Source organism: Streptomyces sp. Y7 (assembly GCF_043195415.1).
GTDB lineage: Bacteria > Actinomycetota > Actinomycetes > Streptomycetales > Streptomycetaceae > Streptomyces.
This window is the reverse complement of sequence record NZ_JBIDDQ010000005.1, coordinates 125,157-146,845: the sequence shown is the minus strand read 5'-3', so window position 1 is coordinate 146,845 and position 21,689 is coordinate 125,157. Positions and strand designations below refer to the sequence as shown.

General features: G+C 70.1%; 18 protein-coding genes. 4 read left to right on the top strand and 14 right to left on the bottom strand.

What is annotated here, in order from left to right; translation table 11 throughout:
• Positions 1–141 precede the first annotated feature (141 nt).
• Complete coding sequence (locus ACGFW6_RS16205; protein ID WP_393509206.1) at positions 142–4,161, top strand: molybdopterin-dependent oxidoreductase; 4,020 nt, start codon at positions 142–144, stop codon at positions 4,159–4,161.
• A gap of 60 nt (positions 4,162–4,221) precedes the next feature.
• Here ACGFW6_RS16205 and ACGFW6_RS16200 read toward each other — a convergent pair whose 3' ends face one another.
• Positions 4,222–4,740 carry a YceI family protein gene (locus ACGFW6_RS16200; RefSeq protein WP_393509203.1) on the bottom strand — a complete coding sequence of 173 codons (519 nt, stop codon included), beginning with the start codon at positions 4,738–4,740 and terminating at the stop codon, positions 4,222–4,224.
• A gap of 120 nt (positions 4,741–4,860) precedes the next feature.
• Here ACGFW6_RS16200 and ACGFW6_RS16195 point away from each other — a divergent pair, with 120 nt between their 5' ends.
• Both ACGFW6_RS16195 and ACGFW6_RS16190 read left to right on the top strand, forming a co-directional pair.
• Positions 4,861–5,343 (top strand): MarR family winged helix-turn-helix transcriptional regulator, encoded by a 483-nt coding sequence (locus ACGFW6_RS16195; RefSeq protein ID WP_393509200.1) that lies wholly within the window; start codon positions 4,861–4,863, stop codon positions 5,341–5,343.
• Between the two features lie 215 nt (positions 5,344–5,558).
• Positions 5,559–6,023 (top strand): DUF6174 domain-containing protein, encoded by a 465-nt coding sequence (locus ACGFW6_RS16190; protein ID WP_393509197.1) that lies wholly within the window; start codon positions 5,559–5,561, stop codon positions 6,021–6,023.
• Between the two features lie 13 nt (positions 6,024–6,036).
• Here ACGFW6_RS16190 and ACGFW6_RS16185 read toward each other — a convergent pair whose 3' ends face one another.
• The 13 genes from ACGFW6_RS16185 to ACGFW6_RS16125 all read right to left on the bottom strand — a co-directional run bounded on the left by ACGFW6_RS16185 (position 6,037) and on the right by ACGFW6_RS16125 (position 20,126).
• Positions 6,037–7,038, bottom strand: a complete 1,002-nt coding sequence (locus ACGFW6_RS16185) for an RNA polymerase sigma factor (protein ID WP_393509194.1) — start codon at positions 7,036–7,038, stop codon at positions 6,037–6,039.
• A gap of 521 nt (positions 7,039–7,559) precedes the next feature.
• Positions 7,560–7,847, bottom strand: a complete 288-nt coding sequence (locus ACGFW6_RS16180) for a hypothetical protein (protein WP_393509191.1) — start codon at positions 7,845–7,847, stop codon at positions 7,560–7,562.
• A gap of 175 nt (positions 7,848–8,022) precedes the next feature.
• A complete protein-coding gene (locus ACGFW6_RS16175; RefSeq protein ID WP_393509188.1) occupies positions 8,023–9,111 on the bottom strand; it encodes an alpha-hydroxy acid oxidase in 1,089 nt (362 codons plus the stop codon).
• Positions 9,112–9,173: 62 nt separating this feature from the next.
• Positions 9,174–10,508: a PLP-dependent aminotransferase family protein gene (locus ACGFW6_RS16170; RefSeq protein ID WP_393509185.1), complete on the bottom strand. Its 1,335-nt coding sequence runs from the start codon at positions 10,506–10,508 to the stop codon at positions 9,174–9,176.
• A 4-nt stretch (positions 10,509–10,512) separates the two neighbouring features.
• Positions 10,513–11,427, bottom strand: coding sequence for a prephenate dehydrogenase (locus ACGFW6_RS16165; RefSeq protein WP_393509182.1), 915 nt, complete (start codon positions 11,425–11,427; stop codon positions 10,513–10,515).
• Positions 11,427–12,344, bottom strand: coding sequence for a phytanoyl-CoA dioxygenase family protein (locus tag ACGFW6_RS16160; RefSeq protein WP_393509179.1), 918 nt, complete (start codon positions 12,342–12,344; stop codon positions 11,427–11,429). The genes ACGFW6_RS16165 and ACGFW6_RS16160 overlap by 1 nt, the downstream gene beginning before the upstream one ends.
• A gap of 52 nt (positions 12,345–12,396) precedes the next feature.
• Entirely contained in the window at positions 12,397–13,461 is a 1,065-nt protein-coding gene (gene hppD, locus ACGFW6_RS16155; RefSeq protein WP_393509176.1) for a 4-hydroxyphenylpyruvate dioxygenase, read from the bottom strand.
• Positions 13,462–13,504: 43 nt separating this feature from the next.
• Positions 13,505–14,026 carry a flavin reductase family protein gene (locus ACGFW6_RS16150; protein WP_393509173.1) on the bottom strand — a complete coding sequence of 174 codons (522 nt, stop codon included), beginning with the start codon at positions 14,024–14,026 and terminating at the stop codon, positions 13,505–13,507.
• Between the two features lie 11 nt (positions 14,027–14,037).
• A complete protein-coding gene (locus tag ACGFW6_RS16145) occupies positions 14,038–15,282 on the bottom strand; it encodes an MFS transporter (protein WP_393509170.1) in 1,245 nt (414 codons plus the stop codon).
• Between the two features lie 52 nt (positions 15,283–15,334).
• The gene (locus ACGFW6_RS16140; protein ID WP_393509167.1) at positions 15,335–16,579 is read right to left on the bottom strand and encodes an acetyl-CoA carboxylase biotin carboxylase subunit family protein; all 1,245 of its coding nucleotides are present in this window, start codon (positions 16,577–16,579) and stop codon (positions 15,335–15,337) included.
• Between the two features lie 3 nt (positions 16,580–16,582).
• Positions 16,583–17,806 carry an ATP-grasp domain-containing protein gene (locus tag ACGFW6_RS16135; RefSeq protein WP_393509164.1) on the bottom strand — a complete coding sequence of 408 codons (1,224 nt, stop codon included), beginning with the start codon at positions 17,804–17,806 and terminating at the stop codon, positions 16,583–16,585.
• A complete protein-coding gene (locus ACGFW6_RS16130) occupies positions 17,803–18,861 on the bottom strand; it encodes an LLM class flavin-dependent oxidoreductase (protein ID WP_393509161.1) in 1,059 nt (352 codons plus the stop codon). The genes ACGFW6_RS16135 and ACGFW6_RS16130 overlap by 4 nt, the downstream gene beginning before the upstream one ends.
• A gap of 20 nt (positions 18,862–18,881) precedes the next feature.
• Entirely contained in the window at positions 18,882–20,126 is a 1,245-nt protein-coding gene (locus tag ACGFW6_RS16125) for an ATP-grasp domain-containing protein (RefSeq protein WP_393509158.1), read from the bottom strand.
• A 673-nt stretch (positions 20,127–20,799) separates the two neighbouring features.
• On the opposite strand from ACGFW6_RS16125, the gene ACGFW6_RS16120 reads away from it, so the two are divergent.
• Positions 20,800–21,651, top strand: coding sequence for a LuxR C-terminal-related transcriptional regulator (locus tag ACGFW6_RS16120; protein ID WP_393509155.1), 852 nt, complete (start codon positions 20,800–20,802; stop codon positions 21,649–21,651).
• Positions 21,652–21,689: the final 38 nt, after the last annotated feature.

Sequence of the window (21,689 nt, the reverse complement as noted above, 5' to 3'; positions counted from 1 at the left end):
GCGCCACCGCAAGGCCCTCACATCGCACGACGGGCGACTGTGTGTCCCACGTAACTCCTCATGATCAAGGGATGTGACATCGACGTAACGGGCAATTCGTACGCTCCAGGCAGCACCCCGGCAGCCCGAGAAAGGCAACGCGTGACCTCGACCACCTCCACGTCCCAGGTCCGCACCGTCTGCGCGTACTGCGGGGTCGGCTGCGGAATCCTGCTGGACGTCGGGATGGGGCCCGACGGGCGGCGTACGGTCCTGAAGGCGTCCGGTGACAAGGCGCACCCGGCGAACGCGGGCCGGCTGTGCACGAAGGGCGCGACGACGGCCGAGATGCTGGCCGCGCCCGGCCGGCTGACGACGGCGCTGGTCAGGGGCGAGCGCGGTGCGGAGCCCGGCCCGGTCCCGATGGCGGACGCCGTGGCCCGCACCGCGCACCGGCTCCGCGCGATCATCGACGAGCACGGACCCGACGCGGTCGCCTTCTACGTCTCCGGGCAGATGAGCCTGGAGGCCCAGTACCTGGCGAACAAGCTGGCCAAGGGGTTCGTGGGGACGAACCAGATCGAGTCGAACTCACGGCTGTGCATGGCGAGCGCGGGGGCGGGTTACAAGCTGTCGCTGGGGGCCGACGGGCCGCCCGGGTCGTACGACGACTTCGACCGGGCGGACGTCTTCCTCGTGATCGGCTCCAACATGGCCGACTGCCACCCGATCCTCTTCCTGCGGATGATGGAGCGGGTCAAGGCGGGCGCCAAGCTCGTCGTGGTCGATCCGCGGCGCACGGCCACCGCCGCCAAGGCCGACCTGTTCCTCCAGATCGCGCCGGGCACCGACCTCGCGCTGCTCAACGGTCTGCTGCGGCTGCTTCTCGACAACGGACACACCGACGCCGGTTTCATCGCCGCGCACACCGAGGGCTGGGAGGCGATGCCCGGCTTCCTCGCCGACTACGCGCCCGCCGCCGTCGCGGAGATCACCGGTCTCGCCGAGGACGACATCCGTGAGGCCGCCCGGCTGATCGGCGAGGCCGGCGAGTGGATGAGCTGCTGGACGATGGGGCTCAACCAGTCCACGCACGGCACCTGGAACACGAATGCCCTGGTCAACCTGCATCTGGCGACCGGCGCGATCTGCCGCCCCGGCTCGGGTCCCTTCTCCCTGACGGGGCAGCCCAACGCCATGGGCGGCCGCGAGATGGGCTATATGGGGCCGGGGCTGCCGGGGCAGCGATCGGTGCTCGTCGAGGCCGAACGGACCTTCGTCGAGGACCTGTGGGAGCTGCCGCCGGGGACGCTGCGCGCCGACGGCGTGGGCCGGGGCACCGTCGAGATGTTCCAGAAGATGGCCGACGGTGAGATCAAGGCCTGCTGGATCATCTGCACCAACCCCGTCGCCTCGGTCGCCAACCGCCGTACCGTCATCGAGGGGCTGGAGGCCGCCGAGTTCGTCGTCACGCAGGACGTGTTCGGCGAGACCGAGACCAACGCGTACGCCGATGTCGTGCTGCCCGGCGCGATGTGGACCGAGGGCGAGGGCGTGTTCGTCAACAGCGAGCGCGGTCTGACGCTGACCCGGGCGGTGGCGGACCCGCCGGGCGAGGCGATGGCCGACTGGCGGATCATCGCGGCCGTGGCGTGTGCGATGGGGTACGAGAAGGGGTTCTCGTACGACAGCGCCGAGGACATCTTCGAGGAGATACGGCGGGCCTGGAACCCGGTGACGGGCTGGGATCTGCGTGGGGTGACGTACGAGCGGCTGCGGGCCACGCCGGTGCAGTGGCCGGCCGCCGAGGTGGACGGGCCGCAGCGCAATCCGATCCGGTACGTCGACGCGGACGGCGGGCTGCGCTTCCCGACGGCGAGCGGTCGGGCCGCCTTCCACGCGCGTCCGCATCTGCCGGCCGCCGAGATGCCGGACGACGACTATCCGTTCGTGCTGAACACCGGGCGGGTGCAGCACCAGTGGCACACGCTGACGAAGACCGGGAAGGTCGCCAAGCTCAACAAGCTGAACCCGGGGCCGTTCGTGGAGGTGCATCCGCGGGACGCGCGGGAGCTGGGGATCGCCGAGGGTGACCGGGTGGAGGTCGCCTCGCGGCGGGGGCGGGCGGTACTGCCGGCCGTGGTGACCGAGCGGGTGCGGCCGGGGGGTGCCTTCGCGCCGTTCCACTGGAACGACCTGTTCGGGGAGTATCTGAGCGTCAACGCGGTGACCGGCGACGCGGTGGATCCGATCTCCTTCCAGCCGGAGTTCAAGGTCTGCGCCGTGTCCCTGACGAGGGTCGCGGCTCCCCTGCCGGAGGCGCCGGTGCGGGCGCTGACGCCGACGGCCGTCACTCCGGGCCCGGCGGGTCCCTTCGGGCTGGAACCCGCGCCGCCGCCCGTGCTGACCGCCCAGGAACGCCTCTACCTGACCGGCTTCCTCGCCGGCATCGAGACCGGCGCGCCCGGCATCCCTGTCCTGCCGCCGGGCGCGCCCTTCAGCCCCGAGCACGCGACGTGGGTCAACGGTGTCCTCGCCGGCATGTACTCGCGGTCGGCGAGCACCCCCGCCGCGCCGGCCCTGCCCGGTCGTGAGGTCGTGGTGCTGTGGGCCTCGCAGACCGGCAACGCCGAGGAGTTCGCCACCGCGACCGCGGAGCGGCTCGGCTCGGCGGGGCACCGGGCCACCCTGGTCGGCATGGACGAGGCCGACGTCGGCACCCTCGCCCGCACGGCCGACCTGCTCTTCATCACCAGCACGTTCGGCGACGGCGACGCGCCCGACAACGGCTCCGGGCTCTGGGACACGCTGACCGACGACGGCGCTCCGCGGCTGGACGGGACGCGGTACGCGGTGCTCGCCCTCGGTGACTCCTCGTACGACGACTTCTGCGGGCACGGGCGGCGCCTGGACGCACGGCTCGACGAGCTGGGCGGGGTGCGGCTGGCCCCGCGCACGGACTGCGAGCCGAACTACGAGCCGTCCGCGAGGGCCTGGCTCGACCAGGTCCTCACCGCGCTGGGCGGCGCCGAGGTCCCCGCTGCCGTACGGCCGAAGGCCGGGACCGGGCCGGCCGCCGCCGCGGCCCGTCTGGTGGGCAACCGGCTGCTGAGCCGGCCCGACGCGGGCAAGGAGGTGCGCCGCTTCACCTTCGACACCAGCGGTACCTCGCTGACGTACGAGGCGGGCGACGCACTCGGCATCCGGCCGGTCAACTCGCCCGCACTCGTGGAGGAGTGGCTCGCGGTCACCGGCGTCGACGGGTCGGCGTCCGTGGAGGTGGACGGCGTCGGCGCGACCTCCTTCGCCGAGGCCCTGCACCGGCACCTCGACATCACCCGGATCACCCCGGACCTGCTGCGCTTCGTCGCCGAACGCGTCCGCGACGACCGGGAGTTGCGCAGGCTGCTGCGGCCGGACAACAAGGACGGCCTCGCGCAGTGGAGCTGGGGGCGGCAGGCCGTGGACGTGATCGCCGAGCACCCGGTGCGGGCGGGTGCCGGCGAGTGGGCGGGGGCGCTGAAGAAGCTCCAGCCGCGCCTGTACTCGATCTCGTCCAGCCCGCTCGTCGACCCGCACGGTGTCGCGCTGACGGTGTCCGTGGTGCGGTACGAGAACCTGCGCGGGCAGCCACGCGGCGGGGTCTGCTCGCCGTTCCTCGCGGATGCCGCGGCGGACACCGAGGTGCCGGTGTTCGTGCAGCGCTCCCCGCACTTCAGGCCGCCCGCGGACGCCTCGACGCCGATGGTGATGGTCGGACCCGGCACCGGTGTCGCGCCCTTCGTCGGCTTCCTCCAGGAGCGGCGGGCGCTCGGACACCGGGCACCCAACTGGCTGTTCTTCGGCGAGCAGCACCGGGCGAGCGACTTCTACTACGAGGAGGAGCTGACCGGGCTGCTCGGCGAGGGCACCCTGGACCGGCTCGACACGGCCTTCTCCCGCGACCAGCGCAACAAGGTGTACGTCCAGGACCGGATGCGCGAGCACGGCCCCGAGCTGTGGCGCTGGCTGCAGGACGGCGCCCACTTCTACGTCTGCGGCGACGCCTCGCGCATGGCCAAGGACGTGGACCGGGCGCTGCGGGACATCGCGGTCGCGCACGGCGGGCTGGCGGAGGCCGAGGCGTCGGCGTACGTGAAGCAGCTGGCGGCGGCGAAGCGGTACGTGCGGGACGTCTACTGAGGTGACGCCGGCGCCGCGTACCGCTCTCACGTCCCGGGTGCCGGCCCGCGAGCGCCGGCGTCAGGCCGTGGCCGTCCGGGTGAAGCGGAGCGTGCCGGTGACGGTGGTGAGGCCGCGCATCATGCCGAGCTGGTTCCAGCTCATGCCGAACTGCTCGCGTTCCACGGTGAACTCGGTCTCCAGGGTGAGCGACGTCCCGTCCGCGCCGACGAGGCGGGCGGTGATGGACTTGGGCCGGCTGACGCCCCGGACGGTGAGCTGACCGACCACGTGCACCTCCTCGCCGTCGCGCAGTTCGGCACTGCGGACCGCGAAGGTGATCTCGGGGTGGTTGGCGACGTCGAAGAAGTCGGCGGAGCGCAGGTGCTCGTCGCGCTTGGCGCTGCGGGTGTCCAGGGAGGCGGCGTCCAGGGTGAGGGTGCCGACGGCGGAGCCGTCGGAGCGCACCTCGCCGGTGCCGGTGACGGCGGCGAAGGCGCCCTTCACGGTGACCAGGCCCCACATGGTCCGGTGCCGCAGGGCGACGGTGGAGGCGGTGCTGTCGAGCTGCCAGGTTCCGGTTTCGACGGCGACGGTCATGATCGTTCACTCCTGAGCATCGGGGGCATCACAGGGGGCCTGCCGGGATCTGTAATCCAAATTTGGACGACACCACGCTAGCCGATACTCCAAATTTGAACAACGGCTACACTCGCATTCATGGCCGACCACTCCGACTGCCCCTCCGCCTCCGGCGACGGACTCCTGCCCGTCGAGCTGCACGCCTGGATGCTGATGCTGGCCGCGACAGGAGCCGTCGAGCAGGAACTTCGCGGCGTCGTCAAGGAACGTCTCGACGTCTCGCACGACGAGTTCCTGGTCCTGTGCCTGCTCGCCGCGGACCCCGGCCAGGCCCTGCGGATGACCCGCATCGCCGAGCTCCTCGGCCGCCCCAAGACCCGCCTCACCTACCAGATCGCCTGCCTCCAGCACGCCGGTCTGGTCACCCGCAAGTCGGTCTGCGGCGACAAGCGCGGCGTCGAGGTCACCCTCACCGAGAAGGCCCGCACCCTCCTGAAGGACGCCTCCGCCGTCCTCGCCGAGACGGTCAAGGCGGCGCTGACCCGGTTCATGGGCCCCACCCAGCGCCAGGCGATGTGCGCGCTGATCCCCGACTTCGCCGGGGAGCCGGCACCGGAGTAGTCCCCGGCGCGGTCGCGGGCACCCGGGCGGCGCCGGGACCGGCGGGACTCGGCGGTGGCGCCGGAACCGCTGGGCGAGTACCTGCGCCACCTGCCCGCCCTCTCCCAGGAGTTCGGGATTGCGCGAGCGGTCCGCCGTGGGAGTCGGCGCGGCCGTCGAACGTTCCGCGCCCGAACGCCGTCATAGCGGTACCGATCCTCGAAGGGAGTGCCGCCATGACCGCCGTACGCGTCCGTGCCCGCGTCGTGTTCCGTGCCGTACTGGTCGGGGGGCTGGTGTGCGCGGCCGCCGGCTGCGCCGACGAGCCCGAACCCGAGTCCGAGGCGACGGCCGCCTCCTGGCGCGAGCCCGACTCGTACGCCTACACGCTCCGGTCGAGCGAAGGGGAGCGGAGCCTGATCGGTGCCTTCCGGATCACCGTCCGCGACGGAGCCGTAGTGAAGGCGGTGGGCCTGGACGACAGCGGCAGGCGCGTCGTCGACGACGTTCCCGACACGGTCCCCACCATCGGGGACCTGCTGGCCGAGTGGGAGCAGGCGAGGCGGGAGGACGCGGACACAGCCGAGGTGGAGTACGCGCGCGACGGGCGTCCCGAGCGGATCTCACTGGACTGGGCGGAGAACGCGATCGACGACGAAGCCCTTTATGTCATCAGCGACTTCGAGCCCGCCGGCGGCTGACGCCGGGGGTGTGTCAGAGGTCGTCGAGGTAGTCCCGCAGAGCCTGGGAGCGGGACGGGTGGCGGAGCTTGCTCATCGTCCTGGTCTCGATCTGGCGGATGCGCTCGCGGGTCACGCCGTAGACCTGGCCGATCTCCTCCAGGGTCCGGGGGCGGCCGTCGGTGAGGCCGTAGCGCAGGGCGATGATGCCGGCCTCGCGGGCGGTCATGCCGGTCAGCAGTTCACGGACGGCGTCCTGGAGGAGATGGTGGGTGACCGCCTGCCAGGGAGAGGGCAGGTCGGTGTCCTCGATGAGGTCGCCGAACTCGCCGTCGCCCTCCTCGCTGAGGGCGGCGTGCAGGGAGACCGGTTCCCTGGTGTAGGCGTCGATCTCGACGAGCCTTTCCACCGGTATCTCGGCCCTTCCGGCGAGTTCCTCGGGTGTCGGCACGAGGCCCGTGTCCTGCATCAGCTCGCGGCGCGCGCGGGCCACCCGGTTGATGATCTCGACGGTGTGCACGGGAATGCGAATGGTGCGGCTCTGGTCGGCGAGGGCGCGGGTGACCGCCTGTTTGATCCACCAGGTCGCGTAGGTGGAGAACTTGAAGCCCTTGGCGTAGTCGAACTTCTCCACCGCCCGGATGAGCCCGGCGTTGCCCTCCTGCACGAGGTCCAGGAAGTCCAGTCCGCGCCCGGTGTACCGCTTGGCCACGGAGACGACCAGCCGGAGGTTGGCCTCGGTGAGATGCGCCTTGGCCCGCCGGCCGTCCTCGATGAGAGACACCAGCTCCTCCGCCCGGTGCCCGGGCCGGCCCTCCATGAGAAGCCGCTCGGCGTACAGACCGGCCTCGATGCGGCGGGCGAGGTCCACCTCCTGCTCCGCCGTGAGCAGCCGGACGCGGGCTATGAGGCGCAGATAGTCCTTCACCGGGTCGGTGCTGCCGCCGTGCCCCTCCAGCTGCGGCCGCGGACCGTCGGTCTCCTGGTCCTGCGACGGAGGCGGCGCGGATGCGCCGTCCCGTTCGAGCACGCTCATACGGCCTCCCTCCGCAGTCGGCCGAGGAATTACGGAAATGACGTCGAACGCGCGGCTCGACTTCCCGGACCCGAAACATCGGCGAAGAGGATCAGCGCGCCTCCGGGAAATTCCACGGACACATCACGGAGATTGTGCTGCCGGACACCGTTGACGACGACTCGACTGCTCACTCATTCGAGGCTACCACCGCGAATCTCTCTCAGAAGGCTGTCCGGGAGGCACCTTCCACTGTGAGGAACCTCGCGCTCGACAGGCGTTTCAAGGGAATGATCAATGAATCCGGAGCCCCGCCAGCACCCGTTTCCCACCTGCCTGACCGAATCACCACGGCGACGTTCACAAGGGGAATCAAAAAACAGTTTCCAGGTACACCGAGGTGACCGGAGAGAGATCGTCACGGCAGGTCCGGGGGCGCGTCCTCACGCTCGCGGCAGGTGCACACGGTGCGGCACAACACAGAGGCGGCCGGCGCGGCGCGCCGCCCGCCCGTTGCCTCTGGGGCGAGGTGGGACTCGTCCTCAGAAGGCGGTGTTGCTGCAGCCCATCGTCGAACCGAGGTGGGTGCTCTGGCTGGCCGGGTTGCCCTCACCGTTCAGGCCGTTGCCGAGCACGCCGTTGAGGATGCCGACCACACCGAGGATGTCGATGTTCAGGTCGTGGGACTTGCACTGGGTGCTCTGCTGGACCTTGTAGTCGTTGCCCCGGCCGTCGCCGTCCATGCCCGCGGCGTGGGCGGAACCGGCGGACAGGATGCCGACGCTGCTGAGGGCGGCGACCAGGACGGCGGCCTTACGAAGCTTGCGCATGTCATCTCCGGTGAAGCGAGGTGGGTGCGTGACGTGAAGGAGCGACTCCTTACCGGAAATGGACATTAGTGAGAAATGACCCAAATCATCCTTTGACGCGCCGGGTTTCCCGATCTCCCCCCGTTCGCACCCCCCTTCCGAGGGAAGGAAGCCCCAACAGGCACGCGGGGCACGGTCATGAGTGACGGCAGGCGGGCAACGTGACGCCGGACCGTACGAAGTCGGCGACCGTCGGTGCGCCCATCAGGGCCATGACCTCCTCGAACTCGTCGATGAGCAGGCGCAGGACCCCCGCGACTCCCTCGGCGCCGGAGTGGGAGAGACCCCACAGGGCCGGGCGGCCCGTCATCACCGCGTCCGCCCCCAGGCACAGGGCCTTGGCGATGTCGGCGCCGTGCCGGATCCCTCCGTCGAGGACGACCTGGCATCGGCCGTCCACGGCGTCCACGATCTCCGTGAGGCACTCCGGGGCGCTTCTTGCGAAGTCGAGCTGGCGGCCGCCGTGGTTGGAGACGATGAGCCCGCGGACGCCGTGCTCGACGGCGAGCTCGGCGTCCTCGGCGGTCAGGACACCCTTCAACACCAGCGGCAGGGACGTCAGTTCCCGCAGCCAGGCGAGGTCGTCCCAGGTGATGGAGGCGTCGAACTGCTGCATCGAGTGCCTGGCGATGGCCGATTCCCCGTCCCGGCTGCCGTGCGACGCGGCCATGACCTCCGCGGAGAGGTTGACCGCCCGGATGCCGGGAGGAACGGCGAAGCCGTTGGCGGCGTCCCGGGGGCGGGACGCGACCCGGGGTGCGTCGACCGTCAGGACCAGCGCGCGGAAGCCGGCGGCCTCGGCCCGGTGGACGAGGTCCGCCAGCAGGTCACGGCGCTTGAGCCAGTACAGCTGGAGCCACAGCGGGCCGCTCGCCGCCGCCGCGATGTCCTCCAGGGACCGGCTCGCGAACATGCTGACCGTGAGCAGCGCGCCCGCCTCGCCCGCGGCGCGAGCGGTCGCCACCTCGCCCTCCGGGTCGGCGAGTTGGTGATAGGCCATGGGGGCGATGCCCAGCGGAGCCGCCAGCCGCGCACCCAGCAGTTCCGTGCGGGGGTCGCAGCGGGAGACGTCCACCAGACAACGCGGCCGCAGCCGGATGCGGTCGAGCGCCTCCCGCCCCGCCGTCAGCATCGACTCGGTGCCGCTGCCGCCCGCGAGGAAGTCCCAGACCGGTCCCGGCAACCGGCCCTTGGCCGCCGCCTCGTACGCGCGCAGCGTCAGCACCTTGTTCTCTCCGTTCTCCGTGCGGTGATGGGTGAAAAACGCAGTCGGTCCGCCGCGAGCGGTCAGGCGGCGGGCCCGGTGATCTGCGCGGTGATGAAGGCGGCCAGCCTGGCGATGCCCTCGGTGATCGCTTCCGGGGTCTGGGCACTGCACGACAGCCGCAGTTGACGGGTGCCGCCCCCGTCCAGATGGAAGTCGCACATCGGCGTCCACAGCACGCCGAAGGCGCGTGCGGAGAGTTCGAGGGCCTGGTGGTCGGCGGCGAAGGGGACGTCGACGACGACGAAGAAGCCGCCGTCGGGACGGTTCCAGGAGATGCCCAGCTCCGCGCGGCGTTGCGCGGGGAAGTGCCGCTCCAGCTCGTCGAGCAGGGTGTCCATGGTGGTGCGGTAGTGGGCGATGGTGCGGGAGTTCGCCTCACGGAGCCGGCAGTCGCTCTCGATGAGCAGTCCGCCGATGACGGCCTGGCTGACGGCCGAGGTGTTGACGGTCGTCATGCTCTTGATCTTCGACAGCTCGTCCGCGAGCAGCGAGCGCCCGCCCGCCGGGCCGAGGACCTCCTGGTCGGCGATGACGTAGCCCACGCGGGCGCCGGGCAGCGCCGTCTTGGCGAAGGAGCCCAGATGCACCACGCGCCGGCCCCGGTCGAGGGCCTTCAGCGTCGGGCGGGCCGTGCCGGTGCGGACGAAGAACCCGTAGGGGTCGTCCTCCAGGACGAGCAGGTCCTCGTCCGCGGCCACGTCGAGCAGCCGCTCGCGGGCCGCGAGGCTCATGCTCGCCCCCGACGGATTGGCGAAGTCCGGAACCGCGTAGAACGCCCGGGGGCGTTCACCGGCCGCGCGGCACGCACGCACCGCCTCGGTCACGGCTTGCGGGTCCGGTCCCGCCGGGCCCTCGGGCACGGGGCGCACCCGGATGCCCAGCAGCCGGGCCACGCCCGTGATGCCGACGTAGCAGGGGGAGCTGACCAGCAGGGTGTCCTCGGGGCGGGCGAAGAGCGCCCGCAGGGTGAGGAGCATGGCCTCCTGGCAGCCGGTCGTCACCACGATCGCCTCCGGCGGGACGTGGATGCCCTCGTCGTTGGCGACCGTCCTGGCGATCAGTTCGTGGATGAGTCCGTTGGTGCGGCCGTACTGGAAGAGCTGGGTGCGCACCCGGTCGCGGGACCAGCCGAGTTCCTTCTCCAGGTACGTCGTGTACGTCAGGAGGTGGCGGGCGAGGTCCTCCGGTTCGAAGTCGCCCTCGGTGGGCCGGCCGGGCGCGAAGGAGATGGCGTCGGGGAAGCGGCCGACGACCTCGTTGAGGAAGTTCATCGCGTCGAGGACCGGGTCGCTGAGCGATCCGTGCAGCTCGGCGAGGGCGAGGACCTGCGGGTGTGGTGGCGCTGCTTGTGTCACCGGTTCAGGCTCCTCTCGGCGCGGTCGCGTAGGCCGTACTCGGATGCGGTCCGGGTGTGGTGCTGCGGGCGGGGATGCGGGCCCGGCCCTGGATGCCGCGGACCAGGGCCGTCGAGAGCAGGTCCGTGTGGGCGCGCCGCTGCTCCGGCTCGCGGACGGTGCCGAGCCCGCGCAGGGCGTCGACCACCTGGTGCAGGTCGTGCGCGAACTCGGCGAGGACGTCGGCGACGGCCACGGCGTTGGAGCCGAGGATGTCGGTCCACAGGTCGGCGCTGCCCGCGGCGAGGCGGGTCACGTCCTGCAGTCCCTGTCCCGCGAGCCCCAGCTGGGAGGGCTCACCGTGCAGCAGACGTGCCGCGAGCAGGCTCGACACGAGGTGCGGGGCGTGCGAGGTGAGCGCGACCGCCCGGTCGTGCTCCGCGTGGGCCATCACGACGGGCCGGGCGCCGCACAACTCGGCGAGCCGCCGCGCGCGTTCGACGGCCTGTACGCGGGTCTCGGGCGAGGGAGTGAGCACCCAGGGCCGGCCCTGGAACAGGTCGTCCTTCGCCGCGAGCGGCCCGGACTGCTCCCGGCCGCCCATGGGGTGCCCGCCGACGAAACGGGTCAGATCGCAGCCGGTGCGGGCCGCCTGACGCTGCGGCAGCTCCTTGACGCTCGCCGCGTCCGTGAAGTCATGGGCGAGGTCCTGCGCCTGGTGTTCCTTGAGCGCCGCCGCCACGTGCTGCGGTGGCACCGCGAGGACGGCCAGATCGACCGGCTCGCGGGGCCGGCCCGCGATGCCGGCCCCGAGGTCGGCGGCGATGCGCGCCGCCTCGGGGTCGGTGTCGATCAGATAGGTGGTCACGCCCCGGCCCCGAAGGGCCAGGGCGATCGAGGTACCGATCAGGCCGGTTCCGACCACTGCGGCACTGCGCATCAGTGATTGCTCCACAGCAGCGGCAGGAACTCGGGGTCGCTGTAGTCGGGCTTGCCGTCGGCACCGCGGCGGACGAGCACGTCGTGGTTGTAGGCGACCTGGGTGCCGTCCGTGCGGCGGAAGTCGCGGTAGCGGTTCTCGCCGTCCTGGAGGTGGAAGGAGATGGCGCGGCGCGGACGGTCGCTGACGTTGGCACCGCTGCCGTGGTAGGTGCGGCAGTGGTGGAAGTTGACGTGTCCCTTGGGGATGACGACCGGGATCTTGCGGACCTCGACGCCGTTGTACGCGGCGTTCTCCTCCAGCATCTCGTCCAGTTCGGAGCGGTCGCGCTCGGCGAAGTGGAGCGAGGTGCTGTCGTTGTCGGCCGTCTCCTTCCACACGTGGCTGCCGTCGACCATCGTGATGGTGCCCATCTCCTCGTCGCAGTCGTGGAAGGGGATGAACGCGGTGAGCATCCGCTCGGAGGTCGACGTGGACCAGTAGTGCCGGTCGAAGTGCCAGGGCACGATGTTCGACTGCTCCTGCGCCACCGGCGGCTTGTAGATGAGGGTCGACTGGAACACGCGTATCTGCTGGGCCTCGGCGAGCCGCGCGGCGACCGCGCCGAGCAGCGGCTTGCGCAGGATGCGGCCGATGGTGTCGTCCTCGTAGTGGATGTAGTCGTTGTGCCGCTGCACGGGACCGTGCTCCGGCTCCCAGTACGCCAGCTTGGGCGGGCGGGTCGGCAGGGTGCGGTCGCGGTGGCCGGCGTAGAAACGCTCGCTCGCGGCCTCCAGCTGCTCGATCTCCTCGTCGGTGAACAGCTTCTTCGACAGGTACCAGCCGTGCTCGGCGTAGAAGTCGACGTCCTCGTCGGTCGGAAGGAGGGCGCGCTCCTCGTCGGTCAGGGTGAAGTTCCGGGAGTCCTGCACAGTCATGGTCTTCCTTACGCGTACGTGGATCGATGGACGGTGGTGCGAGCTACCCGGGTCAGGAGGTGGCCTTCTCACGGGCCACGGCCTCGTAGAGCGCCTTGATGTTGCCGCTGCCGAAGGTGCGGGCGCCGTGCCGGTCGATGACCTCCCAGAAGTAGGTCTTCCGCACGTGCTGGGACTGGGTGAAGATCTGGAAGACCTGGCCCCAGTGGTCCTCGTCGATCAGCACATTGGTCCGGCGCAGGTCCTCGACCTGGAGGTTCATGGTCGCGAAGCGCTCCTGCAGCTGGTCGTAGTAGGAAGCGGGCGTCTGCAGGAACTTCACGCCCCGGTTCTCCAGAGTCTGCACGGTGCCGACGATGTCGTCGCACAGCAGCGCCAGGTGCTGGACGCCGGCGCCGCCGTGGCGCGCCAGGAAGGTGTCGATCTGGCCGGGCTCGCGGTCGGTGACCGGCTCGATCAGCGTGAAGGTCACCTTCCCGGACGGGCTCTGCACCACCTTGGAGTCCATGGCCTGGGTGCCGACCTCGATGAACTCCTCGAAGATCTGGGAGAACCCGAAGACCTTCTCGTAGAAGGCGACCGTGGGCCGCAGCTGACCGGCGGGCAGGCAGATCGCCGCGTGGTCGACGGTGTTCAGGAGGTGCTCGCCCTCGTCGGGGTCCGGAGCGATGATGTCCATGACGCCGGGCAGGAACTGCTCGCGGTCGCCCGAGCGCTGGACGAAGCGGTGGGCCACGTCGCCGAAGCCCAGGACCGACGCGGTGACCACCTCGGTGCCGTCCTTGCTGTGGACGGCGGGCGGCTCGACCGGGGTGGCGCCGCGCTCGACGGCCAGCTCGAATGCCTTGGCGGCGTCGGTGACCTCGAAGGCGATGTTGGCGACACCGTCGCCGTGCTGCGCCACGTACGCCGCCGCCGGATGGGCGGGGCTCAGGGCGGAGGTGAGGACGACCTCGATGCCGCCCTGGCGCAGCAGCAGCGAACGGTGGTGCGGCTGCCCGGTCTCGGGGCCGGCCTGCCCGCATATTCGGAAACCGAACGCGGTGCACAGATAGAAAGCGGACTGCTGGGCGTCCCCGACGTAGAACTCGACGTGGTCTACGGCTCCGATGTCCATGCCATGCCTTTCTGTTCGAATGATCGAGAGTGCTGCCGGCGCCTTATCGGACGGCCGACAATTCTTCGGCGTCGATATTCTGTGGCGACCAGAAACCGTAGTCGCCGCGACGGTAGAGCAAGGGTTCACGGGGGAAGACGGCACTGCCTTCCACCCGGGCTATGAAGAGCCAGTGATCGCCCACCTCGATCGCGTTCTCCACTTTGCATTCCGCATAGCTGAGGGCGATGTCGATGAGCAGCGGTGCGCCTTCCGCGACGGCCGAGGGCCGCCAGGCCATGTCCGCGAACTTGTCCGTGGCCTTGCTGGCGAAGACCTGCGAGGCGGTCCGCCCGGAGGCGGCGAGGAAGTTCACCGCGAACGCCTGCTTCGACATGATCGCCGGCAGGGTCCGCGAGCCCTTGCCCACGGAGATGAGCAGTGACGGATTTGCCGCCGACACCGCGCACACCGCATTGCTGGTGAATCCGTACGGCTCTCCTTCCGCATCCGTTGCGGTGACGATCGCAATCGGGGTCGGGAACGAGCCGAAGAGTTCGCTGAACCGTGCAGAACCTACGTGCATGAAATCCCCTGTTATTCGGCGGTGGCGCCCACGAGAGTTTCCTCCCGCGCGGCTATGGCGAGGCCGAAAGCACGTACCGTCAGAGGCAGCATGATGGCGCCGAATGCGGTGAGAGCGATCGCGAGTACGAGGACGAGCCGTTGTGGGCTCACGCCGGCCCCGGAGCCGGCCACGAGAAGGCCCGCGATGGGCAGGGCCAGCATGTTGAGCAGATAGAACGGCCCCATCACCTTTCCCAGGTGCTCCTCCGGCAGGACCTTGATCCGCTGCGTCCGGTTGAAGACGTTGAAGTACGTCACGCCGACCATGGCCGCCACGAACGCCGGGGCGTACAGGAGCATGGAGTTGGCGAATCCGATGAGCAGCAGACAGAAGCAGAGGAGAGCGAGGCCGAAGACTCCGAGCATCCGCACGTCGACCCAGCGGAGCAGGAACGGAATCACCAGGAGATTGACGATTCCGAGTACGCCGATGCAGATGTTGAGCAGGGCGAACGACGACTCGGGGGCGTGGAAGACACCCGTGACGAGTGCGGCGTTCGCGGCGAGCACCGTGGCGAAGACCAGGTTGATCGAGAAGTTGAGCGAGGCCAGCAGGACCAGCGGGCGGCTGCGTACCAGCAGGGACCAGCCCAGGCGGAGTTCGGCGAGTGTCTCGCGCGCTCCGCCGCTGCTGGGCGTGCGCAGTCCGCGTGGCAGCGGCAGCCAGCAGGCCGCGGCGGCGAGGAAGATCGCCGAGGCGCCGCCCAGCAGCCAGACCTTGTCGAGGAAGGCCACGCCGAGCATGGCGAGGGCGGGGCCGACGGCCATCGCCGACACCTCCATGCTCTGCACCAGGCCCTGGATCTTGGCCAGTTCGGTGCCCTTGGCGAGCTGCGGCACCACTTTCTCGACGGACATCCGCACCGGCGCCATCAGCAGGGACAGCAGCGCCCCGGAGGTCATCAGGATCGGTGTCAGCAGGGAGGGCGCGGCCAGGCAGCCGACGAGGGCGCCGGCCAGGACGACCCCGCGGCCCGCGGTGACGACGGAGAACAGCCGTGAGCCGCCGTCCCGGTCGGCGAGGAGTCCCGCGAACGGATACGCCAGCAGGGCGGGCAGCCACTCGATGGCATAGGCGAATCCGAGCGCGGAAACCTCTTCGGTGTCCTGGAAGATCAGCAGAGGAACGGCGAACAACACCATCTGCTCTGCGACGATTCCGAGGAGGACACCGCAGGCGAAGAGCCTTCGGTGCAGCACTGATCCCGTGGTCATCTGTTCGGTCGCTCCCTTTTGCTCCGCCGGCCGGGGCGCGGCGCGAGACGTCTCACTCCGACACCGGAACGATCTCGATGTGGAATCCGGCGATGATCTTGCGAATGTCCTCTTCCACGGCCGCCTCGTCGCCGGTGAGGATGAACCGGCCGCTGTGCACGGCGTCGTAGCTGCCGCCCGGCTGGAGCACTTCACCGGGGCTGGGCACCAACTCGCGCCAGACCGTGGCGATGTCGTCGCGCATCGGGGTCGAGGTGACGACCCGCGCCGGGAGGCCGTCGGGCTTCGGGATGATCAGCCAGCCGCCGGACGGGTCTCCCGACATCGGCGGCAGCGTCACCCGTCCCTCGCAGAGGGCGTCCAGCCACACCTCGAAGAGGTTGACCCCGAAGAGCTTCTCCGTGAGATACGGGACCTCGGCTCCGCCGATACGGCCCGCGATCTCCAGGAAGACCAGGTCCTCGTCGGCGGTGACGAAGAGTTCGAGGTGGAAGGGCATCGACGTCATGCCCAGGGCCGACACGCAACGCCGCGCGAATTCCTCGACGCGGCCGCGCAGCGGGGACTCCTGGACGACGACCGAACCGAGCGGCTGACCGCCGGCCTCGAAGGCGAGGCAGTCGTTGATGTAGCGGGACACCGCCATGAACGGGATACCGGCGTTCTCGTCCGCGAATCCGTCGACGTGGTGGATGGATCCCTCGATGAACTCCTCGAGTTCGTAGTCGTCGGTGTCGATCTGTTCCAGCAGCTTCGCGAGCGTGCCTTCGTCGTCGACGCGGTGGACTCCCATGCTGGCCGCGCCGGACACCGGCTTCAGGATCAGCGGGTAGCCGGTCGTCCGGGCGAAGGCCACGGCGGAGTCGGCGCTGTCGCAGGAGGCGAACCGGGGCACCCGGATGCCGGCCTTCGCGACCAGCTCCTTCATCCTCAGCTTGTTGCGGTAGACCGCGACGTCCGCGGGGCGCGGCCCGGGAATCCCGAGCGCCTCGCGCACCTCGGCCGCGATGCCGAGCGTGAACTCGGAGACGGCGATGAGCCGGTCGACCGGGCCCACCCGGTCCGCGACCTCACGGACCGCTCCGCACAGCGCGTCGAAGTCGTTGACGTCGCCGACCTCGACGAGAGCGGCGATGTGCGCGGGATCCGCGAGCACGCCGGTGGCGCCGACCGGGTCGACGACGTAGCTGACGCGATGCCGCTCATGGTCGATGAGCTCCTCGAAGCGGCCGAGGGAGAAGTCCCAGCGCTGTCCGTCGGTGAACCGGGGCCAGCGATTGACGACAACAATGTGCACGGGTCACTCCTCAGTCGCCGCGGGAACCGTCTTGATCGACAGGGTTCGCCGGGTGAACGCGATGGCTTCTTCCAGTTCCTCGGGCGAGTCGGCGGCCAGCACCGCGTACGCGGTCCGCTGGAGGGAGGAGGAGGCGGGGGCGACGGCGTCACCGACGGCCACCCTGAACGCGGCGTCCACGACGGCGGGGTGCTCCCGGACCTCCTCCAGCCCGTCCAGGGCGATCACCTCGCCGGGGTCGGAGACCACGAAGAGGCTGGCGGCGTGCCGTACGGGGCCCTGCGGCGGCGGTGGCAGTGCGGCGCCCACGGCGAGCCGCACCACCATCTCGTGCCAGTCGATCCCGTACGCCAGGGAGCAGAGCTCCATGATGTAGTCGCCGGGCGTGCGGACCGCCACCTCCATCACCGCGGGCCCCGCGCTCGTCAGCCGGAACTCCAGGTGGACGATCCCGGTGCGCATCCCGATGGCGGACAGGACGGACCGGCCGAGCTCGGCGACCCGTTCGGCGTCCTCGGCCGGCAGCGGCGCCGCGACGCGGTGCGCGAGCTCGATGAAGCGGGGCGGGCCCGTGGTGGTCTTGGCGGTCAGGTTCGCGAACCAGATCTCGCCGTCCCGGACCAGGGCCTCCCAGCTGTACTCGGGGCCGTCGAGCGCGCTCTCCACCAGCAGCGTGCGCTCCGCGGCCCGGCGGAGCGCGGCCCCGTCGTAGGCGTCGGCGTCGGGCACCAGCTCGACGCCGTCGCTGCCCGCCGACGACAGCGGCTTCACCACCACGGGGAGCCGGGCGCCGGCCCACTCGGCGGAGGCCGCCAGGTCGTCGGTGAGGAGGTACTCGGGCTGGCCGATCCCGTGGGCGCGGAAGCGGCCGCGCTGCAGTGCCTTGTTCCGGGAGACGACGGCCGCCTGCAGGGACGGCCCGGGCAGTGCGAAGCGGTCCTGGGCCATGGCGGCTCCGAGGACGTGCGATTCGGTGAACGCGAGGATTCCGTCCGGCCGGCTCTCCAGCGCGGCGGCGTGGACGGTCTCGGCCCACAGCTCGTCCAGCGAGCCGTACTTGCCTCCGCTCGGCTCGACGGAGTCGACCAGGTCCTCGATCGCGTGGGCCCAGTCCCGGGCCTCGATGGCGCGTACCCGCAGGCCGAGCCGCCGGGCGGCCGCCACGTACGGGCGGCCCATCATCCCGACGCCGACGAGCAGCAGCTCCCGCTCACCGTGCTCGCTCATGACGACTGCTCTTCGAGGCGCCGGATCAGGGGGACGACGTTGGTGAAGAAGTTCCGCATCTCGTCGCGGGTGGGCCAGCCGGAGAAGATGAACTCGCTGATGCCGGCGGCCTTGTAGCTGTGGACGTACGTCGCCACTTCCTCGTAGCTGCCGACGATGCACAGCGCCGGGCCGCCCCGGTAGGCGACGGCACCGGTCCAGATGTAGGGCGACAGCCACTCGTCGGCGGCCTCGTCGGCCAGCTTGTAGGAGGACTTCACCGCCTCGGAGTCGGTGGTGTTCACCCACTGGCGGATCCACGCCGCGTGGTCCTCGTCCGGGTTGCGCATGAGGTGGGCGAGTTCGGCGACCGCTTCCTCGCGCGTGGGCCTGGCCAGGACGTGCATCCTGGTGCCCACCCGGCACCCCTTCTCGATCAGCGGCCGGGCCGCCTCGGCGATCCCCTCGGGGGTGTCGCCGTAGCGCAGCCAGCAGTCGCCGGAGGCGAGAGCCGTCTGCTGGGCGACGGCGGACGCCCCGCTGATGTAGATCTCCGGCCTGCCGCCGTCCTTGTGGCCGAGGCCGAGCGCCGCGTCCTTGACGGTGTAGTGGTGGCCGTCGTAGCTGAGCGGCGACTCGCCCTCCCAGAGGCCGCGGATGACCTCCAGGAACTCGTTGCAGCGCGCGTACCGCTCGTCGTGGCTGAGGAAGTCGCCGTAACCGGCCTGCTCCGCGGGGGAGATGCCGGAGACGATGTTCAGCGAGATGCGCCCGTCCGACATCCAGGACAGCGTGTTGACGACCTGGGCGAACAGGGTCGGCGACATCAGGCCGGGACGGTAGGCGAGCATGAACTTGACGCGTTCGGTGACCTGCGAGAGCGCGCCGAGCACCGGCAGCGGGTCGGGCAGGTAGTTGGAGATGCCGAACAGCAGGCTGTCGACGCCGAGTTCCTCGGCCTCCTGGACGAAGTCGACGACCTCGCCCATGTCGAGCTTGCCGATCTTGTACGTGTCGGTCGGCGTCGACTGCCCCGTGTCGGGGGGCGAACACCAGTGAAAGCGCAGAGCGTCCATGTTGGTTTTCCCTTTCAGGTTCAGGCGCCGAGAACGCGCACCCGGTCACCGATCTCGGACCAGCGTTCGTGGGCCTCTTCGGGGGAGTCCGCGGTGAACATCACGGCGGCGACCCGGCAGCTGTAGTCCGCCTCGTCCGTCTTGATCCCGGCGCCCGGTTCGATGAGGACGGGGCTCGCCACGACCCACGGCTCGGCGGTCAGTTCCTCCCAGCCGTCGAGCCGTGTGTACGAGCCCGCTCCGCCCGCGGTCAGAAAGCGGATGCCGGCCGCCTTGGCGACGGGCTCCCGGTGGGCCCGGGCGCCCACCGGGTCGGCGCCGGTGATGTCGGCGAGGACCCGGCCCGGCAGTACGAGGCCGGTGGCCATCTCCATGAGTTCGGTGATCTTGTCACCGGGCAGGCGCGCGGCCACCTCCATGAGCACCGGGCGGCCCTCGTCGAGGCGCAGCTCGCAGTGGAACGGCCCCGTCGTGATCCCCACGGCCCGGACGACGTCGGTGGCGTACGAGGTCACCTCGTCGCGGGTGGGTTCGTCGAGCGGGGCCGGCGTGAGGTGTCCGAGCTCCAGGAACCGGGGCTCGGGGCCGAGGAGTTTGCGCGTGACGGCCACGACGACGACTTCGCCGTCGTGCACATAGCCGTCGGCGCTGTACTCCGCGCCGGGCACGTACTGTTCGAGGATCGCGTCCGTGGTCAGCGGCCGGTCGAACTCGAGACCTTCCTCGGCGTGCATCGCGGCCAGCGCCGCGCGCGCCTCCTCCACGGTGTCGACGCGGGAGACGTGCACGCTGCCGCCGGAGTCGACCGGCTTGATGACCGCGGGGAAGCCGACGTACGCGCAGGCGTCGTCGATCTGCGCCGGATCGCCGACCACGGTGAACTTCGGAACCTCCAGACCGGCCGCGGCCACCGCCTCGCGCATGCTCGCCTTGTGGCGGACCTTGTCGACGGCGGCGAGGTCGAGGCCGGGCAGCCCGAGCAGGGCCGACAGCCGTGCGGCGGCCGGCACGTAGTACTCACCGCCGGCGACGACCGCGTGGATGGGGTTCCGCCGGTGGGCACCCTCGACAGCCGCCTCCAGGGCGGCGATGTCGTTGGTGTCCACCGTGACGATCTCCGTGGCGAGGGAACGCACGGCGTCGGCGACGTGGCGGCCCTCCTTCTCGTAGGAGGCCACCACGACGTCCCACCCGAGGGAACGGGCGTGTACGACATAGGCGTTCGCGGAGAACGCCGGCTGCACCACCAGGACTCGATAAGACACAGAAGTTCCTCGAAATCTAGCTCTGAGCTCGGCAGGGTTCGTTGGGACTGCACTCGCGACCGGGTCCGGGCATGACGATGCACGCCGTCCTTGTCGGGTACGAGTGAGTGACTTCGGGCCGCGGAATGTCGCGCGGGTCCTGGGTGATCCGCAGCGGTCGACGCGGCGCTGTCCCGCCCGACGTCGTCGTCTTCGCTGTCGAACAGCTGCGGAGGTGCCGACCGTGCTCGGCGTAGGTGGTTCGTGGTGATTCCCGCCCGGCGGAAATCGGTCAGAATGCTGCGTTCGGTTTCGGCCCGTTCCAGCCGACGTCCCCCGCGTACACGGAAGTCGTCCCCGCGCTCCCGGTCGCCGGCGCCGCGACAGCGGCCGCGGCCGGCAGGCCGAGTCCGAGAGTTATCGCGACGACCGCACCGGCGACGTTGCCGCGAAACACGGCGCGGGCTGCGCGAGCGAACGCTCGCTGATCCTGAAGCATGAAAACCAAACTCCTCTTAAGGATTCCAAGCTGGAAGGGAGTTCGGACCGGATCTCTCCCCCCAGAGACCTTTCGGTGCCTCCAATATTTCGCGACCGCACCCGGCGGGCAAAGCACTAAGATGGTTCGGGTTTCCGCAGTACCGGAAACCGCATGGTCCATATCCATGCAAAACGGGCATAACCAGGGGGAAGAGTGAAGGACGCAAACGACTCGGAAGATGATGAAAACGCCCAAACCAACCATCATCGCGTCGCGCTGCCGAGTAACTCGGCGGAGCCTCAGGAGTTCTTCCGCGGAATGGTCGGACATCTCGCAGAACTGAGCCGACTCGCAGATGAACAAGTCTGCCGGTTGAACAGCACGTTGCCGCAGGACAGCGGTCAGCGCTCAGACATCCGCTACATCCACGGCCTGCCGGATATCTCCGAGGCAATCAACGAAGCCCTTTCGGGAGCGACCCGGGAAATCCTCACCGCACAGCCGGACGGTTCCCGCCCGAGCGGAGTTCTCAAAGACGCCCTGGAAAGCGTGCGCCGGCATATATCCGCGGGTGCCGCAATGCGGACACTTTACCAACACAGCACGCGTTTCGACGAGGCCACCAAGGAATACGTGCGTGAAGTGACCCGACTCGGGGCGTCGGTGAGAACGCTCGACGAGTTCTTCGACCGGCTCGTCATCGTGGACGACGTCGCGTTCATCGCGGCGAACGAGGACCGCACCTCCGCGGCGGCGGTGCGGGAGCCGGCCGTCGTCCGGTTCCTGCGCGACACGTTCAACCGGTCGTGGGACCGGGCCCAGCCTTTCCCTTTCGTGCCGCACCACGCGGCGAAGGCCGCGGACGAGGTGATCCCCGCGATCCGTACGTCCATCAAGCGCCTGCTGATCGAGGGCTATCCGGACAAGCAGATAGCCCGGCGGCTCGGCATCAGCGAACGGTCGCTGCAGACGCATATCGCGTCGATGAAGCAGGAATTGGGCGCGCGCAACCGCTTACAGATGGGCTATCTGCTGGGCAGGAACGGTACGACCTTCGTGCTCTGACCCGGCCTCGGCCCTTCGCGGCGGCCCGTCGGTTGCCC